Annotated in this window: 20 protein-coding genes; 14 read left to right on the forward strand and 6 right to left on the reverse strand. The window is 66.7% G+C overall.

The features are described 5' to 3' along the window. The first annotated feature begins 60 nt into the window (after nt 1–60). The 4 genes from IWX89_RS16455 to IWX89_RS16470 all read left to right on the forward strand — a co-directional run bounded on the left by IWX89_RS16455 (nt 61) and on the right by IWX89_RS16470 (nt 3,030). Nucleotides 61–1,584: an aldehyde dehydrogenase family protein gene (locus tag IWX89_RS16455; protein WP_196904617.1), complete on the forward strand. Its 1,524-nt coding sequence runs from the start codon at nt 61–63 to the stop codon at nt 1,582–1,584. A 111-nt stretch (nt 1,585–1,695) separates the two neighbouring features. Then, nucleotides 1,696–2,118 (forward strand): DUF779 domain-containing protein, encoded by a 423-nt coding sequence (locus IWX89_RS16460; RefSeq protein ID WP_196904618.1) that lies wholly within the window; start codon nt 1,696–1,698, stop codon nt 2,116–2,118. Between the two features lie 74 nt (nt 2,119–2,192). Next, on the forward strand, nt 2,193–2,642 hold the full coding sequence (locus IWX89_RS16465; RefSeq protein ID WP_196904619.1) for a hypothetical protein: 450 nt from the start codon (nt 2,193–2,195) through the stop codon (nt 2,640–2,642). Between the two features lie 34 nt (nt 2,643–2,676). Beyond that, entirely contained in the window at nt 2,677–3,030 is a 354-nt protein-coding gene (locus IWX89_RS16470; protein ID WP_196904620.1) for a zinc ribbon domain-containing protein YjdM, read from the forward strand. Between the two features lie 42 nt (nt 3,031–3,072). On the opposite strand, the gene IWX89_RS16475 is transcribed toward IWX89_RS16470, so the two are convergent. Continuing rightward, the gene (locus tag IWX89_RS16475) at nt 3,073–3,759 is read right to left on the reverse strand and encodes a DNA alkylation repair protein (RefSeq protein WP_196904621.1); all 687 of its coding nucleotides are present in this window, start codon (nt 3,757–3,759) and stop codon (nt 3,073–3,075) included. A gap of 175 nt (nt 3,760–3,934) precedes the next feature. On the opposite strand from IWX89_RS16475, the gene IWX89_RS16480 reads away from it, so the two are divergent. Further along, nucleotides 3,935–4,288 (forward strand): helix-turn-helix transcriptional regulator, encoded by a 354-nt coding sequence (locus IWX89_RS16480; protein ID WP_196904622.1) that lies wholly within the window; start codon nt 3,935–3,937, stop codon nt 4,286–4,288. Nucleotides 4,289–4,310: 22 nt separating this feature from the next. Continuing rightward, nucleotides 4,311–5,291, forward strand: coding sequence for an SRPBCC family protein (locus IWX89_RS16485; RefSeq protein ID WP_196904623.1), 981 nt, complete (start codon nt 4,311–4,313; stop codon nt 5,289–5,291). 58 nt (nt 5,292–5,349) lie between these two features. Here the strand turns inward: IWX89_RS16485 and IWX89_RS16490 are convergent, their stop codons facing one another. The 3 genes from IWX89_RS16490 to IWX89_RS16500 all read right to left on the reverse strand — a co-directional run bounded on the left by IWX89_RS16490 (nt 5,350) and on the right by IWX89_RS16500 (nt 6,920). Further along, nucleotides 5,350–5,748, reverse strand: coding sequence for a RidA family protein (locus IWX89_RS16490; RefSeq protein ID WP_196904624.1), 399 nt, complete (start codon nt 5,746–5,748; stop codon nt 5,350–5,352). A gap of 105 nt (nt 5,749–5,853) precedes the next feature. Further along, on the reverse strand, nt 5,854–6,528 hold the full coding sequence (locus IWX89_RS16495) for an SRPBCC domain-containing protein (protein WP_196904625.1): 675 nt from the start codon (nt 6,526–6,528) through the stop codon (nt 5,854–5,856). Further along, nucleotides 6,519–6,920 carry a helix-turn-helix transcriptional regulator gene (locus IWX89_RS16500; protein ID WP_196904626.1) on the reverse strand — a complete coding sequence of 134 codons (402 nt, stop codon included), beginning with the start codon at nt 6,918–6,920 and terminating at the stop codon, nt 6,519–6,521. Before IWX89_RS16500 ends, IWX89_RS16495 begins: the two co-directional genes overlap by 10 nt. 182 nt (nt 6,921–7,102) lie before the next feature. Here IWX89_RS16500 and pip point away from each other — a divergent pair, with 182 nt between their 5' ends. Together pip and IWX89_RS16510 are read left to right on the forward strand one after the other, a co-directional pair. Further along, the gene (gene pip / locus IWX89_RS16505) at nt 7,103–8,452 is read left to right on the forward strand and encodes a prolyl aminopeptidase (RefSeq protein ID WP_231383413.1); all 1,350 of its coding nucleotides are present in this window, start codon (nt 7,103–7,105) and stop codon (nt 8,450–8,452) included. A gap of 153 nt (nt 8,453–8,605) precedes the next feature. Beyond that, nucleotides 8,606–9,001: a DUF4177 domain-containing protein gene (locus IWX89_RS16510; protein WP_231383414.1), complete on the forward strand. Its 396-nt coding sequence runs from the start codon at nt 8,606–8,608 to the stop codon at nt 8,999–9,001. A gap of 57 nt (nt 9,002–9,058) precedes the next feature. Here the strand turns inward: IWX89_RS16510 and IWX89_RS16515 are convergent, their stop codons facing one another. Beyond that, nucleotides 9,059–9,679: an MBL fold metallo-hydrolase gene (locus tag IWX89_RS16515; protein WP_196904627.1), complete on the reverse strand. Its 621-nt coding sequence runs from the start codon at nt 9,677–9,679 to the stop codon at nt 9,059–9,061. A gap of 247 nt (nt 9,680–9,926) precedes the next feature. On the opposite strand from IWX89_RS16515, the gene IWX89_RS16520 reads away from it, so the two are divergent. The 5 genes from IWX89_RS16520 to IWX89_RS16540 all read left to right on the forward strand — a co-directional run bounded on the left by IWX89_RS16520 (nt 9,927) and on the right by IWX89_RS16540 (nt 13,066). After that, complete coding sequence (locus IWX89_RS16520) at nt 9,927–10,364, forward strand: type II 3-dehydroquinate dehydratase (protein WP_196904628.1); 438 nt, start codon at nt 9,927–9,929, stop codon at nt 10,362–10,364. A 130-nt stretch (nt 10,365–10,494) separates the two neighbouring features. Further along, nucleotides 10,495–11,055: an elongation factor P gene (efp, locus tag IWX89_RS16525; protein ID WP_196904629.1), complete on the forward strand. Its 561-nt coding sequence runs from the start codon at nt 10,495–10,497 to the stop codon at nt 11,053–11,055. Continuing rightward, nucleotides 11,055–11,474, forward strand: a complete 420-nt coding sequence (gene nusB, locus IWX89_RS16530; RefSeq protein WP_134539725.1) for a transcription antitermination factor NusB — start codon at nt 11,055–11,057, stop codon at nt 11,472–11,474. The genes efp and nusB overlap by 1 nt, the downstream gene beginning before the upstream one ends. 19 nt (nt 11,475–11,493) lie before the next feature. Then, nucleotides 11,494–12,492: a DUF4190 domain-containing protein gene (locus tag IWX89_RS16535; protein ID WP_196904630.1), complete on the forward strand. Its 999-nt coding sequence runs from the start codon at nt 11,494–11,496 to the stop codon at nt 12,490–12,492. A gap of 46 nt (nt 12,493–12,538) precedes the next feature. Further along, the gene (locus IWX89_RS16540) at nt 12,539–13,066 is read left to right on the forward strand and encodes a GNAT family N-acetyltransferase (protein ID WP_196904631.1); all 528 of its coding nucleotides are present in this window, start codon (nt 12,539–12,541) and stop codon (nt 13,064–13,066) included. Between the two features lie 40 nt (nt 13,067–13,106). Here the strand turns inward: IWX89_RS16540 and IWX89_RS16545 are convergent, their stop codons facing one another. Then, nucleotides 13,107–13,634: a hypothetical protein gene (locus IWX89_RS16545; RefSeq protein ID WP_196904632.1), complete on the reverse strand. Its 528-nt coding sequence runs from the start codon at nt 13,632–13,634 to the stop codon at nt 13,107–13,109. A 352-nt stretch (nt 13,635–13,986) separates the two neighbouring features. Between IWX89_RS16545 and IWX89_RS16550 the strand changes: the two genes are divergently transcribed. Then, a complete protein-coding gene (locus IWX89_RS16550; RefSeq protein ID WP_231383415.1) occupies nt 13,987–14,469 on the forward strand; it encodes a nitroreductase/quinone reductase family protein in 483 nt (160 codons plus the stop codon). Nucleotides 14,470–14,624 lie beyond the last annotated feature (155 nt).

Consider the following 14,624-nt stretch of genomic DNA (forward strand, 5'->3'; position numbering starts at 1 on the left):
CTCGACGCCAGGTCCGCAGCACGCGGCACCCACCGACAATGTCGTCGACGAGGAGAGAACATGACCGTCTATTCCAAGCCCGGAACCCCCGGCTCGCTAGTCACCTTCAAGCCCCGGTATGAGAACTGGATCAACGGCGGGTGGGTCAAGCCCGTCAAGGGCCAGTACTTCGAGGACATCTCCCCGGTCGACGGCAAGCCGTTCGCCGAGGTCGCCCGCGGAACGGCCGAAGACATCGAACTGGCCCTCGACGCCGCGCACCGTGCCGCACCGGCCTGGGGCAAGACCACCGCCACCGAGCGCGCGGCGGTGCTCAACAGGATCGCCGACGTCATCGACGCCAACCTCGAAATGCTCGCCGTCGCCGAGACCTGGGACAACGGCAAGCCGATCCGGGAACCGCTCAACGCCGACCTGCCGCTGGCGAGCGACCACTTCCGCTACTTCGCCGCTGCGATCCGATCCCAGGACGGCGACCACGCCGAGCTCGACAACGACACCGTGTCCTACCAGTTCCACGAACCGCTCGGCGTCGTCGGCCAGATCATCCCCTGGAACTTCCCCATCCTGATGGCCGTCTGGAAGCTCGCCCCGGCCCTCGCCGCGGGCAACGCGATCGTTATGAAGCCCGCCGAGCAGACGCCCGTGTCGATCATGGTGCTGATCGAGTTGATCGGCGACATCCTGCCGCCCGGCGTCCTCAACATTGTCAACGGATTCGGCCTGGAGGCCGGCAAGCCGCTCGCCTCGTCGCCCCGCATCCGCAAGATCGCGTTCACCGGGGAGACCACCACCGGCCGCCTGATCCTCCAGTACGCCAGCGCCAACATCATCCCCGCCACCGTCGAGCTCGGCGGTAAGAGCGCCAACATCTTCTTCAGCGACGTCGCCCAGGAGCAGGACAGCTTCTACGACAAGGCGCAGGAGGGCTTCGTGCTCTTCGCCTTCAACCAGGGCGAGGTGTGCACCGCACCGAGCCGGGCCCTGCTGCAGAAGCCGATCTACGAGAGCTTCCTCGCGACCGCCGTCGAGCGCACCCGCAAGGCGATCCAGGGCAACCCGCTCGACACCGACACCCAGGTCGGCGCGCAGGCCAGCAACGACCAGCTCGAGAAGATCCTCTCCTACATCGACATCGGCAAGCAGGAGGGCGCCCGGCTGGCGCTCGGCGGCGAGCGAGTCGACCTCGGCGGCGACCTGAGCGGCGGCTACTACGTGGAGCCGACCATCTTCGAAGGCAACAACAAGATGCGCATCTTCCAGGAGGAGATCTTCGGCCCGGTGCTCGCCGTGACGAGCTTCACCGACTACGAGGACGCCATCTCGATCGCCAACGACAACCTCTACGGGCTCGGCGCCGGCGTCTGGTCGCGGAACGGCAACGTGGCCTACCGGGCCGGACGGGACATCCACGCCGGTCGGGTCTGGATCAACAACTACCACCACTACCCGGCCGGCGCCGCGTTCGGCGGGTACAAGAGCTCCGGGATCGGCCGGGAGAACAACAAGCTCGCGCTCGGGCACTACCAGCAGACCAAGAACCTGCTCGTGTCGTACTCCGAGAAGCCGCTCGGCTTCTTCTAACCGGAGCGGATCGCGGGGGGAGCGGTCGCCGCCGAATCGGCGGCGGCCGCTCCCCGGCCGAACCCCAGCCACGGAACCCCAGCCACTCGTCACACGGAGGAGAACCAGACCATGTCCGAACCCGCATCCACGGCCACCGTCGTCGGCACCATCACCGTGCCGGGGGAGCAGCTGCCCCGGGTCGAACTCAGCGCCACGGCCGTCTCCACCCTGAGAGAGCTGTGGGACGAATTCGGGCCCCTGATGTTCCACCAGTCCGGCGGCTGCTGCGACGGCAGCTCGCCGATGTGCTTCCCCGCCGGGGAGTTCATCACCTCCGACCGCGACGTACTCCTCGGCCGCCTCGACATCGCCCCGGCCGGGGCCGAATCCCGATTGATCGAATTCTGGATCTCCGCCGAGCAGTTCGAGTACTGGAGCCACACCTTCCTCACCGTCGATGTCGTCCCCGGTCGTGGGAGCGGCTTCTCGGTGGAGGCACCGCGTGGCGTGCGGTTCCTCATCCGGTCACGCCTGATGGACTCCTTCGCCTGATCCGCCGGCCTGACCCGCTCACCTGACCGGTTGGCCCGGTTCTCCTCCACCGGGGCCGCGGCGAGGCCGACCCTGTGCACAGCATCACCGCCGGCGCACGCCGGGGCATCCTGATCGGCATGACACTCTCCCTCCGCATCGAAGACTCCGCCCCCGTGACCACCAGCGACGAGGCACGGGAACGGGTGCGCGACCTGGTCGGGCACGCGATCCGGCCCCAGCTCTGGTTCATGCTGCTCGACCGTCACGGCCGCCAGCTGCCCCTGCTCATCCCGGTGGACGGCATCCCGCTGCGCCCGGAGCCCGGAAGTGCGACCGTGCTGGCGGCCGGGCTGAACGACCTGCTCGGCGAACTCGCCCCCGGAGGCAGCGTCATCCTGACCCTGGAACGGCCCGGCTCCGCGGCCCTGACCGCTCCCGATCAGGCCTGGGCCGGAGAACTCGCCGCAGCATTCGGCAAGGTCGTCCCCATCACGGGCATGTTCGTGGCGCACGACGACGGCGTCTGCGACCTGACCGCCTGAGCGGGGCCCAGCACCCCTCGACTATTCTGGGGAGGTGAACGAGACCCTGCCCCCGTGCCCTGAATGCTCCAGTGAACTCACCTATGAGATGGGTGCCCTCCTGGTCTGCCCGCTCTGCGCGCACGAATGGGCCGCCGAGCCCGGCGACGAGGCAGAGCCGGCCGGAGAGGCCGTGATCACGGATGCGTTCGGCACCGTCCTGGCCGACGGCGACACCGTCACGGTGATCAAGGACCTCAAGGTCAAGGGCAGCTCGATCGTGATCAAGGTCGGCACCAAGGTGCGCGGCATCCGTCTGGTCGACGGTGTAGGCGACCACGACATCGACTGCAAGGTGGACGGCGTCGGCCCGATGCAGCTCAAATCCAGCCTGGTGAAGAAGGTCTGACCGGCCAGGCTGCCTCAGGGAATCCGGCCGCCCGCCGGGCGCCTACCTGTCGTGCTGTCGACTCACCATCTCGGTGATCCAGATCGGCGCGAACGGTGAGGTGCAGCCCGGGGGAGTCGGGTAGTCCTTGAGCACCTCCAGGCGCTCACCAATGTCGACGGCACGAGTGCGGTACCCGGCGTGCTCGATCCCGATCTGGGCCAGGCACTGGTTCATCGCCCATTGCAGCCGATCCGGGGCATCCCGCATCTCCGCCTCGATGGTGTCGAGCAGACCGGGAAGATCAAGGTCGGCGGGTGCCTTCACGACACGTTCGGAGGTCAGCGCCCAGCCGGCACTCGCGACCACCGGGTCGGGGTCGGCGAACCAGACCCGGCGCAGTTCCTCGGCGTGCGGGTTCTTCTTCACGACGTAGTTCACGAGCCAGTCCTGCACCTTGGGCGTCCTCGCCTGCCGCACCATGACGTCCAGTTCGTCGCGCTCCAACGCTCCCGGACGGCAGACCAGCAGGGAGAGAAGTCGCGCTGCCGTGTCCTCCGTCGCCCAGAGTTCGCCGGCAAGCCGGGGCTGGGTCTTCAGCCGTTTGGCGAGCGCGCGAAGCTTGCCGAGGTTCACGCCGTGGTCATCGCCATGCCGGGCGTTCACCTCGCGGGACCGGGGGTCGTAGAGAGCAGCCAATTCGGCCATCACCTCGGTCAAGGTCGTTCCGGTTGCCGTCGTCTGTGCCATTTCAGCCTCCTGCCGTCACGTGTGGGATTCAGCCTACGATGACCGCCAGCCGCACCTCCCGGCGAACCGGTGAACGCTGCCCGGACCGGGACCCCCTGAGGGGGTCTGATCAGTCGCCGGACTGATTCCTCCGGGCTGTTGCGGGATCCGTCCTCGTCGATTATTGTACAATCAAATGGTTGTATCAGAGCTTTCCGATCAGGATGTGAACCGCATCTTCCGCGCTCTCGCGGACTCGACGCGGCGCGACATCCTGCGCCGCACACTGTTCACGGACGTGTCGGTGTCTCAGTTGGCGGACTCCTACGAGATGTCCTTCGCGGCGGTCCAGAAGCACGTCGCCGTTCTGGAGGGCGCGAGGCTCGTGACCAAAGAACCACGCGGCCGCGAGCGGATGGTGCGGGGGAACCTTGATCGCATCCGCCAGGCCCAGATCCTCCTCGACCGCTTCGACGAGATCTGGCGATCGCGCATTGACCGCCTCGACATCCTTCTGGCTGAAAGCGATCCCGCTCCACCTGACACCTGACACCTGACCGAAAGGAACAATCATGCCCGTCACATCCGTCGAGAAGGACCTCGACCAGCTCACCATCACGATCGTCGCCGACTTCACGGCCCCGCTCCTTCGGCTCTGGGACGCGTACACCGATCCGCGCCAGCTCGAGCGGTTCTGGGGACCGCCGACCTATCCGGCAACGTTCCTCCGGCACGACGCCGTGGCAGGCGGACGCAGCGTGTACGTGATGACCGGCCCCGAGGGAGACGCACACTATGGGTGCTGGGATTGGACGTCGGCCGACGCCCCCCGCGCGTTCGAGGTGCTCGACAGGTTCGCAGACGCAGCCGGCCGGCCCGACCCCGGCCTCCCGACCACGCGGATGGACTTCGCTTTCGAGGAGACGAACGGTGGCAGCCGACTAAGGACGACCTCGTACTTCGACTCACTCGAACACATGCAGCAGCTCCTGGCCATGGGCATGCTGGAGGGTACCCGTGAGGCGATGGCGCAGATCGACACGGTGCTGGCCGATCTGGCGTCATTCGCCACCGAGCGCATTGCGGAGGCACAGGTCCTCAGCGACACCCAGGTGCGCGTGGCGCGGGTCATCCGCGGCACCGTGGAGCAGGTGTGGCGTGCACATACCGATGCGGCGCTCATGAAGCAGTGGCTCCTCGGCCCGGATGGCTGGGCGATGCCCGTCTGTGAGGTCGCGATGGCGGTCGGCGACACGTACCGCTACGAGTGGCAGAGGGATGGCGGCGAGGAGCGATTCGGTTTCACCGGGGAGCTGCTCGAGTCGGTAGAGCCGTACCGGGCGGTCACGACCGAGGCGATGATCGGGATGGACTTCCCGGCAACGCTCAACGAGCTGACCCTCACTGCTGTCGAGGGTGGGACCCTGCTCTCGCTCGTGATCACGTATGCGAACGCCGAGCAGCGCGACGCGGTCCTCGCGACCGGCATGACCGACGGAATGGAGACGAGCTACCAGCGCCTCGAAGGTCTGTTGCAGCCGACCCTGGCATAGCCCGGTTCGGCACTGCGGCGGCCGAACGATCCACGAGCAGTCACAGAAAACGTGGCCGCTACCGAAAGACGGCGGCGATTGCGCTGATCTCGACGAGGGCTCCCGGAACGCCGAGTCCGGCAACTCGAGCCGCCGTCACGAGAGCCGGCTCATCCGAAGCGAGTTGAGACCCAATGGCTTGATAGGCCGCGGCCAGGTCGACCCCATCGACGAACAGCACTGTCCACTGAACAACGTCGTCGATGGTTGCGTCAACTGCGGCCAGCGCCGTCTTGACGTTCTGCAGAGTGCGAATGGACTGCGCCGCAACATCGCCCTCACCGACGAGTGAGCCGTCTGCGGCGACGGAGTTCTGCCCGCCGACGTAGATCGTGGTTGCCCCTGGCGGCACGATCGCGACGTGGCTGAAGGCTGGACTATGGACAAGCCCCTCGGGGCGGATGCGTTCGATGGTCATATTTCACGATGACATGAAGGACTGACAGAGGCCACTGGGATATTCCGCAGCGATCGCATCAGCCGAGCCGCTCCGCCAAGGCCACGAGCTTTCCCGGCGGTGACGCTAGTCCATCGAGGGCGGCGGAAGTTCCCCGGTGTACAGGCCGTACGTCGTTGTTGCGGCAGCGTTCGCGACGACGGGATCCGCACCATCCGCGACGTGCGCTCTGGCCCATGCGTCGGCAGATCCGCGCAGAAAGAGCTTGCCCTCATCGGTCGCGAGCCAGGCCTGGCCCTCCTCGGGCGAGATGCCCGCTGAACCATCGCCGAAGTGCGACGCGAGCCCCAGGAGGCCCGAGTCCCAGCCCATGCCGGTGGCCGACGGCCCGAACCGCTCCCAGAAACCGTCGGGTAGGGAGTCGACCGCGGCGACGTTCTCGAGCTCGAAGCGGGTGGATGCCGTATCCACCGCAGTGAGCCGCACGTGCACGATCGCCGGCTCACCCATCCCGTTGCCCCACGTGACCGTATAGCCTGCGGTGCCCCCGCTCGGCGGAGAGCAGCGTCGGATCTCGCCGCCGGCGTTGCCCTCGAACTGGTAGTGGCCGCCGAGTCGCAGGTCGCCGCTCACCGGCAGAAACCACCGGGGGATCCGCTCAGCAGAGGTCACGGCATCCCACACGTCTTCGATCGGGGACGGATAGGTCTGGGTGAGGGTCTGCACGAATGACGGCACGCCCTCCACGTCGCGTGTCTCGATACCGCGCGCGACAGCCTCGAGCTGGGCGTTCACATCCATTGGTCGTCTCCCTTTACGTCGTTCTCGTGGGTGCTGCTGTCCTGGGTGGATGCCGCCGCAGCGGCCTTCTTCTGCGCGAGTCGCCCGCGCGCGAGCTCAGTGCCGAGGGCGTCGAGCTTCGGCTCCCAGAATCGGCGGAACACGTCGAACCACGCGTCGCCCTGGGCCAGGGGAGTCGGATCGACCGAGTAGAGCCGTCGCGCGCCATCTGGTCGCACAGTCGCAAACCCGGATTCCCGGAGCACACGCAGATGCTGCGACACGGCGGGTTGTGAGATGCCGAACTCCGACTGGATGACGCGGCCGAGATCACCGGCCGATTCCTCGCCATCGACGAGCAATTCGAGGATGCGCCGGCGGACTGGATCACCGAGGATATCGAGCGCGTGCATGGCGATATCATTGCATCACCGCTTATATAAGTCAACACTTACGGATAGCGGCTCAAGTGATGAGCGTTCATAACAAGACAGTCGATGAGTGCTTCTGTAAGCTCTTGCGCCGGGACCCGGAGAATTCCGCGCATGTCGAAAGTGGGTTGGTTGCTCGACCGAGACGCGCGTAGTGTCGCGACATGGCCCGCTACGTCATCGACGCCCGCACGCTCCTGCACATCGTCGCCAACGGCATCCAACTCAGCCCAAGGCACCAGATTGTCGCTCCGAATGTGATCCGCTCCCAGGCGCTCTCCCTGCTCTTTGAGGCCGTGCGGAAGGGTGAACTCACGGAGGCCTTGGCGCTTGTGCATCACGAGCGCCTCACCGAGCTGAAGATGCGGCTGCTCGGTGACCGAGTCTCACGCCGTACCGCCTGGAGATTCGCGCGCGAACAGAACTGGGATACAACGTACGACGCTGAGTTCCTCGCCGTCACCCAGCTTCAAGCCGCGGATGCGACCCACTTCATCGCCCGACCCATTGAGCGCAGAATCCGTCTGACAGGTGTCCCCTTCATCTCTCATTGGCTCGTAGCCGTGTCCTACCCACCGATCCGCCCCTTCGATTCAGGGCTGCTGGCAATGCCGGACGGAAACCAGATCTACTGGGAGCTCTCCGGCAACCCGCGCGGCAAACCGGCGCTGTTCTTGCACGGTGGCCCTGGGAGCGGGTTAGGTGCGGGCGGCTACCGAAGCAATTTCGATCCGGAGAGGTATCTGATCGTCGGAATTGACCAGCGCGGATGCGGACGCAGCCGACCCCTCGTGATCGACTCCCTCGACCAGATCTCGTCGAACACCACTCAGGCGGTCATCGCCGACATCGAAGCGGTGCGAATGCACCTGAATCTGGATCGGTGGCTTCTCTGTGGGATTTCGTGGGGCACGACGCTCGCCCTCGCCTACGCCCTGACACACCCGGACCGGGTCACCCAGATGATCCTGGCTGCAGTGACCACCACCAGCCGGGCGGAGGTGGACTGGATCACCGAGACCGTCGGGCGGATTTTCCCGGAGGCGTGGGCGCGCTTCGAGGCCCACTCTGGACGGCGGCCAGGAGAACGAGTCGTCGAGGCCTACGCCCGACGGCTGGCCCAGGGCGACATCGAAGATCGCCGTCGGGCGGCTCAGGACTGGGATCACTGGGAGTCGGTCCACGTCTCCCTGGACCCGAACTGGCACCCGGGTGCGCTGCATGAAGACCCAGTCCGTCGCCTCGTCTTCGCGACCTTGGTCACTCACTACTGGGCACACGACGGGTTCCTTCCGAGCGGAGGGCACGCAATCCTCGAGCGGGTGGGCGAACTGGCTGATATTCCCGCCGTCCTCATCCATGGGCGACGTGACGTCAGTGGCCCCTCAGTGACGCCCTGGCTGTTGCATCAATCCTGGACGGCCAGTGATCTCGTCATCATCGAATCAGAGGGCCATGGCGGGCCCGTCACCACAGAGGCCCTTTGCCTGGCCTCCGACGCATTCGCACGCTGACGCGCTCCTCAGCCAATGCCGCACAGAGTGTCCGCGATCATGGGGCCACTTTCGGTTTCGACGCCAGAGGCAGCCGGTCTCGCCAGCGAAACCGGCTGATACGTTGAAGCGCACGTGCAGGCGCGTCGCGACCTGAATGACTGAAACGAGGCAATGGTGGCGAACGCAGCAGCAGGTTGGTACGACGACGGTTCGGGTCGCCAGCGACGGTGGGACGGCGACCAGTGGACGGATGTCTGGCAAGATGAGGCGCCGGTGAACAGTCCCGCCGCGCTGATCGACCACATCAAGTCGGAGTCCGTCGCGGGAGGTAGACCACGACCGGCGCAAAACGGGCAGAGCTACGTCGTGTTGCAGGTGGTGCTGAAGGAGAAGCTATTCGGTACCGGATCTGGCAACCTCACCGAGCTGGAAAGGTCGATCAACGCCCAGGCCGCCCTCGGCTATCGACTGCACACCATCACGACGTCAGCCTCAGGCAGTAAGGGCCTCGGGGGCGGCGACCGCATCCAGGCCACGCTGGTCTTCGAGCGACTGGGGATCAGCTGACGTCTCTCGGCACCCGATCGCGCCTCAGCACTCACTGACCGCCCGGAAGCCGGATGGTCAACGGGCGGGTCTCCAGGGCTCGTGCACGTGGGAGAGCCAGACCAGTTCTGGATTCAGAGCGCGGATGAGCAACTGGCCTGGGGTGCTGGGCTTGTCCAGTTCGCCGAACCAGACTGCGGTGTCGCCGGCGACAATCAGGGGTCGTTCACCCGTGTCGACGACGACGATCTGCGTGCCGCGGGTGTGGCCTGGCGCGGGCAGAAGGCGGAGCCCTGGAAGCAGCTCGAACTCGCCGTCGACCGGCACGTAGCGCACCCCGGGCGGGTCCACCCAGTCGCGGATCGTGTACTCGTCCTCGGAGCGGGCATCATCGAGTTCCTGGCGCTGAACGTAGATCGGCCTGCCGGTGAAGAGTTTGTTGCCGCCGCAGTGGTCGAAGTGGAGGTGGGTGTTGACGACCATGTCGACGGTGTCAAGGTCGAATCCCTCTTCGGTCAGGGGATGGAGGCGGGGATCAAGATCTGCCACCGCCGGGTGCAGCTCGGTCATACCGGTATCGACCAATACGCGCGCATCGGGATGGTCGATGACGTGTACATAGATGGGCATCACCTCGCCCTCGGCGAGTAGATCGCCAACGTGGATGGGCGTGATCAGGATCGAGGATGGGGCGGTCATCATGGAACTCCCGTGCGAGATGTCGACGCCGCGAGCGGCCGGCTGAGGATCGGTAGACGATTGCGACGGCGCGGATGTGAGTTGCCACGGGAACGAATTCGGTGGCGACTTCGTCTGGCGTGTGCCAACCAGTAAATCCGATGCCGAACGAGTCTTCAAGCGACCGACGACGCTTCATGCCCATCCGCGGCGCCGATAAGACCCGGGGGAGCGGCCGGGGCCTCGAGCCGCCCCCTAGGCTGGGTGGATGAGCACAGTCCTCGTCCTGAACGGTCCGAACCTGGGGCGCCTCGGCAGTCGCGAACCCGATGTGTACGGTTCGGCAAACCTCGAGCAACTGCGCACCATGCTCACGGACGCGGCCCCGGAGGGGGTCACGGTCGACGTGCGGCAGACCGACGACGAGGCCGAGCTGATCCACTGGCTCTACGAAGCCGTCGACGAGCGCATCCCCGTCATCCTGAACCCGGCCGCGTTCACCCACTACAGCTACGCCCTGCGGGATGCGGCAGCCCTCGTCACCAAGGCGGGCATCACCCTGGTCGAGGTGCACCTCTCCAACCCGCACGCGCGGGAGACCTTCCGGCACACCAGCGTGGTCAGCGCCGTGGCGACCGGCGTGATCGCCGGTTTCGGCTTCGAGTCCTACCGGCTCGCCCTGGACTTCATCACCCGCTCGCTCTGACGCCGGCCGTCGGCCACTGACCTGGCCGGAGGCTCCCTTTGGCGCACGACCCCGGGGCCAACTACACTCGTCTGAGGCCGTTTCGGCCGCGCACCTTCCTAATTGAACCAATTGAACGGAACACCCTTCCATGGCATCAACCGCCGATATTCGCAATGGCGTCGTCCTCAACATCGATGGCCAGCTGTGGGCAGTCACCGATTTCCAGCACGTCAAACCGGGCAAGGGCGGTGCGTTCGTTCGCACCAAACTGAAGAACGTCGTCACCGGCAAGACCGTTGACCGCACCTTCAACGCCGGCGCCAAGATCGAGACCGAGAACGTCGACCGCCAGGACTTCCAGTACCTGTACGCCGACGGCGACTCCTACGTCTTCATGGACATCTCCGACTTCGACCAGCTGCACGTTCCGGCCGTCGTCGTCGGCGACGCCGTGAACTTCATGCTCGAGAACCAGAACGTGACCATCGCCCTGCACAACGGCAACCCCCTCTATGTCGAGCTGCCGGCATCCGTTGTGCTCGAGATCACCTACACCGAGCCTGGCCTCCAGGGCGACCGTTCCACCGGCGGCACCAAGCCGGCCACCGTGGAGACCGGCTTCCAGATCCAGGTGCCGTTGTTCCTCGAGCAGGGCACCCGAGTCAAGGTCGACACTCGCACCGGTGACTACCTGGGCCGCGTCAACTAGTGAGCGCACGGACCAAGGCGCGCAAGCGCGCACTCGACATCCTCTACGCCGCCGATGTGCGCCAGACGACCATCCCGGAGTCGCTCGCGATCGAAGCCGAGCGGGCTGCCAACGAGCCCGCTCGGATGGCCTCCTGGCTGTATGCGCGCGACATCGTCGACGGGGTCGTCGAGCATCGCGAGGAGATCGACGAACTGATCGAAACGTATTCGCAGGGCTGGTCCCTGGCCCGGATGCCCACCGTCGACCGCGCGATCCTGCGCATCGGCATCTGGGAGATCCTCTTCAACGATGCCGTGCCGCACGCGGTCGCCATCGACGAAGCGGTCGAGTCCGCGAAGATCCTGTCGACGGATGACTCCGCCGGCTTCGTCAACGGACTGCTCGGCCGGATCGCCCAAACCGCTCCATCCGCGTAGTGCACCAGGGGGGACAACCATGACCAGCGACCCGACCGGCCCGACCACTCCGGCAGACCCGGCTGTTCCGTCCGGCCAGCCGCAGGGCTACCCGGCCTACCCGCAGGCGTCCGACCAGCAGCCGTATCCCGTTTGGCCGAAGACCAACACCCTGGCGATCGTGTCGCTCGTGTCGTCGTTCTTCGTCTCCCTCGTCGCCATCATCACCGGGCACATCGCGCTCGGCCAGATCAAGCGGCGCGGCGAGGCAGGGCGAGGCCTCGCCCTCGCCGGCCTGATCATCGGCTACGTCGGCATCGCCGCCACGGCGCTGTTCGTGGTGCTCGCAATCGCCTTCGCGGCGACATTCGGCGCCATCATCGCGGCCGTCGCCGGTGGGGCGGCAGCGCCCTACCCCTTCGGCTCCGACACCTCCACGGAAGCGCCTTCCGAACCGGACTCCCTCACGGGCCGGCTGGGGGCCGCGGACTTCGACGCGGGCTACCTCTCCGTCGGCACCGGCCCGACGACCGTCGACGTCTACTTCGACCCGATGTGCCCGTACTGCAAGCAGTTCGAGGACGCCAACGGTGCCCAGCTGAGCGCCGCCGTCGACGCCGACGCGATCACGTTGCGGCTGCACGCGCTGACCTTCCTCGACCCGGCGTCGCAGGGCACGGATTACTCCTCGCGGGCCTCTGCCGCCCTCACCTGCCAGGCCACCCTGCGCCCGGAGGCCACCCTCGACTACCTGGCCGCCCTGTACTCGAGCCAGCCGGCCGAGAACACGCCAGGCCTCACCGACGACGAGCTGGTGTCGCTGCAGGGGGCCGACCTCGACTTCGCTGATTGCGTGGCGAGCGGGCGCTACCTGACCTGGTCGCAGGACAACACGAAGACCGCCCTGAACGGGCCGATCCCCGGCGCGGAGATCGATTCGATCCAGGGCACCCCGACCGTCCTCGTGGACGGTGCGCAGTACCAGGGACCGATCGACGATCCCCAGGCCTTCGCAGACTTCCTCTCCGGCCGGGCGTGATCCGGCTCATGGCGGCTGTCATCGCGGTTGATCCTCGGGAGTAGCCATGGACATCCGTGACGCGGCCCCCTCGGACTGGCCGTCGATCTACCCGATCTTCGCCGCGGTCGTCAATGCCGGGCGCACCTACGCTTACCCGCCGGACCTGTCCTCAGACGCCGCCCGGCGGCTCTGGCTGGGCCAGGAACGCACTGTCGTCGCGGAGATCGACGGCCGCATCGTTGGCACGGCGATCATGGGACCGAACCGGCCGGGGCGCGGGTCCCACATCGCCACCGCGAGCTTCATGGTGTCCCCGGATGCCCAGGGGCAGGGCGTCGGCCGCGCTCTGGGAATCCACATGGTCGACTGGGCGATGACCCGCGGCTATCGGGGCATCCAGTTCAACGCCGTGGTCGAAACTAACGAGCCCGCGGTGCGGTTGTGGCGCTCGCTCGGCTTCGATGTCCTCGGCACTGTTCCTGGCGCGTTCGAGCACCCGGAGCAGGGATTCGTCGGGCTCCACATCATGTTCAGGAGCCTGACCGCGGGGGAGCCGGCCGGGTCGGACGGCGTGCCTGCCGAGCCGAAGTAACCCGGCGCGGCGGACCACCGTACTGGTTCCGGTTCGCGTGCTAGTCGTCCCGGTGGTCGTCGTGCCGGCTGGACACTCCGGAGGCGATGTAAACCGCATGGTTCGCCGCCGGCTGGATGAGCACAGTCGGGTCCGCGCACTCCTCCGGCACGGCGATGGTGTCTCGGGTTCGCCCGTCGCCCGCCGGGCTCAGGCTGAACGGATCGGTGGAGTCACCGACGGCGCCGTCGCAGACGAGAGTCGCGATGACGGATGCGACGGGGTTGACCCCGGTGCCGCGCGGTGGCGGAATCACGAGGCCGTGAATGTCGACCGTGATTCGACCATCCGCGCGCACGCGTGCCGTGCTTCGGTCGTTCACCCAGGGCGCACCCCCGGGGTTGATGCCGGCGATGACCGGGCTGGCCGGAGCCGGCTGGCTTCCCAGGAGGTGGACACGCACGACGGAATGCCCGTCGTGGGAGTGGCCGCCGCCGTCGGCGAAGGCCGGCGCGATGGAGAACGCCGTGAAGGCAACGGCGGAAATGGTGGCCGCAGTGAGTATGCGGCCGGTTCGAGTGAGGTGCACGATCGTCTCCTTTGTCGATTGCGGGCAGTGTCGCTTGCACTGGGTGTGTCGCTTGCACTGGGTGTGTCGCTTGCTCTGGGTGTGTCGCTTGCTCTGGGTGTGTCGCTTGCTCTGGGTGTGTCGCTTGCTCTGAGCGAGCCCGGACCGGGCCCTCTACTGATACCAACGACATGGGCGGCCATTCGGTTCAGCGTCGCAGCAGCCAGGGATGTCCCACGGCTCCCCAGGACAGAGGCCACCGACCGCCGGACCTGGGACGAAGGCCACTGTTCGCTGGACCCGGGACGGTTCTACAATCACGGAGCACGACGGTTCTCAGTGGTGCACCACTCGGTGAAAGGCGGGAAACGAGATGGAGATGCGCACGGGAAGTTCGGGCACACGCAACCGGACTCCGCGCCTGCAGCCCCGATGGTTCATCGTGCTCTTCTGGAAGGTGCACCGGGCAGTGGTTCGCGCCACCGGTGGGCGCCGCGGCCTCTGGCTCCCGCGTGACCAGCGGTGGGGGGCCCTGAGGCTGACCACGGTCGGGCGTCGCAGCGGCCAGGAACGTTCGGTGATCGTCGGGTACTACGAAGACGGTCCGAACCTGGTGACGATGGCGATGAACGGCTGGGGCGAAGCAGAGCCGGCATGGTGGCTGAATCTCCAGGCGCACCCGACGGCTCGGGTGCAGCTCGCCGACGGGACTCGTGACGTCGTCGCCCACGCCGCGACCGGAGCGGAACGGGCCCGACTGTGGGAGCGGTGGCGGGCCCTGGACAAGGACCTCGACGGGTACGCCAGCCGCCGGCCGTCTGAAACGGCCGTGGTGGTCTTCGAACCGGTGAGGTGAGCGGTGCCGGTGCCGCCGGTGCCCGAGTATCCGGCCGTCATGAATCCGAGACTGTATGTCGAGACCCCGTGACCGGGGGTCAGGGCCGGGTTGTGCTGGCCGTGCGGGCGCGGTTCTGGTTGGCGGGGTGCCAGTTTTGTTTCGGGTCGTACCAG

This window comes from Cryobacterium sp. MP_M3 (assembly GCF_015752155.1).
Taxonomy (GTDB): domain Bacteria; phylum Actinomycetota; class Actinomycetes; order Actinomycetales; family Microbacteriaceae; genus Cryobacterium.

Bases quoted from the DNA above. Each gene is read 5' to 3' on its own strand.
- pip (WP_231383413.1), top strand. From the start codon at position 7,103: ATGGCCCGCTACGTCATCGACGCCCGCACGCTCCTGCACATCGTCGCC.
- efp (WP_196904629.1), top strand. From the start codon at position 10,495: ATGGCATCAACCGCCGATATTCGCAATGGCGTCGTCCTCAACATCGAT.
- IWX89_RS16490 (WP_196904624.1), bottom strand. From the start codon at position 5,748: ATGACCATCGAACGCATCCGCCCCGAGGGGCTTGTCCATAGTCCAGCC.
- IWX89_RS16515 (WP_196904627.1), bottom strand. From the start codon at position 9,679: ATGACCGCCCCATCCTCGATCCTGATCACGCCCATCCACGTTGGCGAT.
- IWX89_RS16495 (WP_196904625.1), bottom strand. From the start codon at position 6,528: ATGGATGTGAACGCCCAGCTCGAGGCTGTCGCGCGCGGTATCGAGACA.
- IWX89_RS16485 (WP_196904623.1), top strand. From the start codon at position 4,311: ATGCCCGTCACATCCGTCGAGAAGGACCTCGACCAGCTCACCATCACG.
- IWX89_RS16520 (WP_196904628.1), top strand. From the start codon at position 9,927: ATGAGCACAGTCCTCGTCCTGAACGGTCCGAACCTGGGGCGCCTCGGC.
- IWX89_RS16535 (WP_196904630.1), top strand. From the start codon at position 11,494: ATGACCAGCGACCCGACCGGCCCGACCACTCCGGCAGACCCGGCTGTT.
- IWX89_RS16550 (WP_231383415.1), top strand. From the start codon at position 13,987: ATGGAGATGCGCACGGGAAGTTCGGGCACACGCAACCGGACTCCGCGC.
- IWX89_RS16500 (WP_196904626.1), bottom strand. From the start codon at position 6,920: ATGCACGCGCTCGATATCCTCGGTGATCCAGTCCGCCGGCGCATCCTC.
- IWX89_RS16475 (WP_196904621.1), bottom strand. From the start codon at position 3,759: ATGGCACAGACGACGGCAACCGGAACGACCTTGACCGAGGTGATGGCC.
- IWX89_RS16480 (WP_196904622.1), top strand. From the start codon at position 3,935: ATGGTTGTATCAGAGCTTTCCGATCAGGATGTGAACCGCATCTTCCGC.
- IWX89_RS16460 (WP_196904618.1), top strand. From the start codon at position 1,696: ATGTCCGAACCCGCATCCACGGCCACCGTCGTCGGCACCATCACCGTG.
- IWX89_RS16455 (WP_196904617.1), top strand. From the start codon at position 61: ATGACCGTCTATTCCAAGCCCGGAACCCCCGGCTCGCTAGTCACCTTC.
- IWX89_RS16540 (WP_196904631.1), top strand. From the start codon at position 12,539: ATGGACATCCGTGACGCGGCCCCCTCGGACTGGCCGTCGATCTACCCG.
- IWX89_RS16510 (WP_231383414.1), top strand. From the start codon at position 8,606: ATGGTGGCGAACGCAGCAGCAGGTTGGTACGACGACGGTTCGGGTCGC.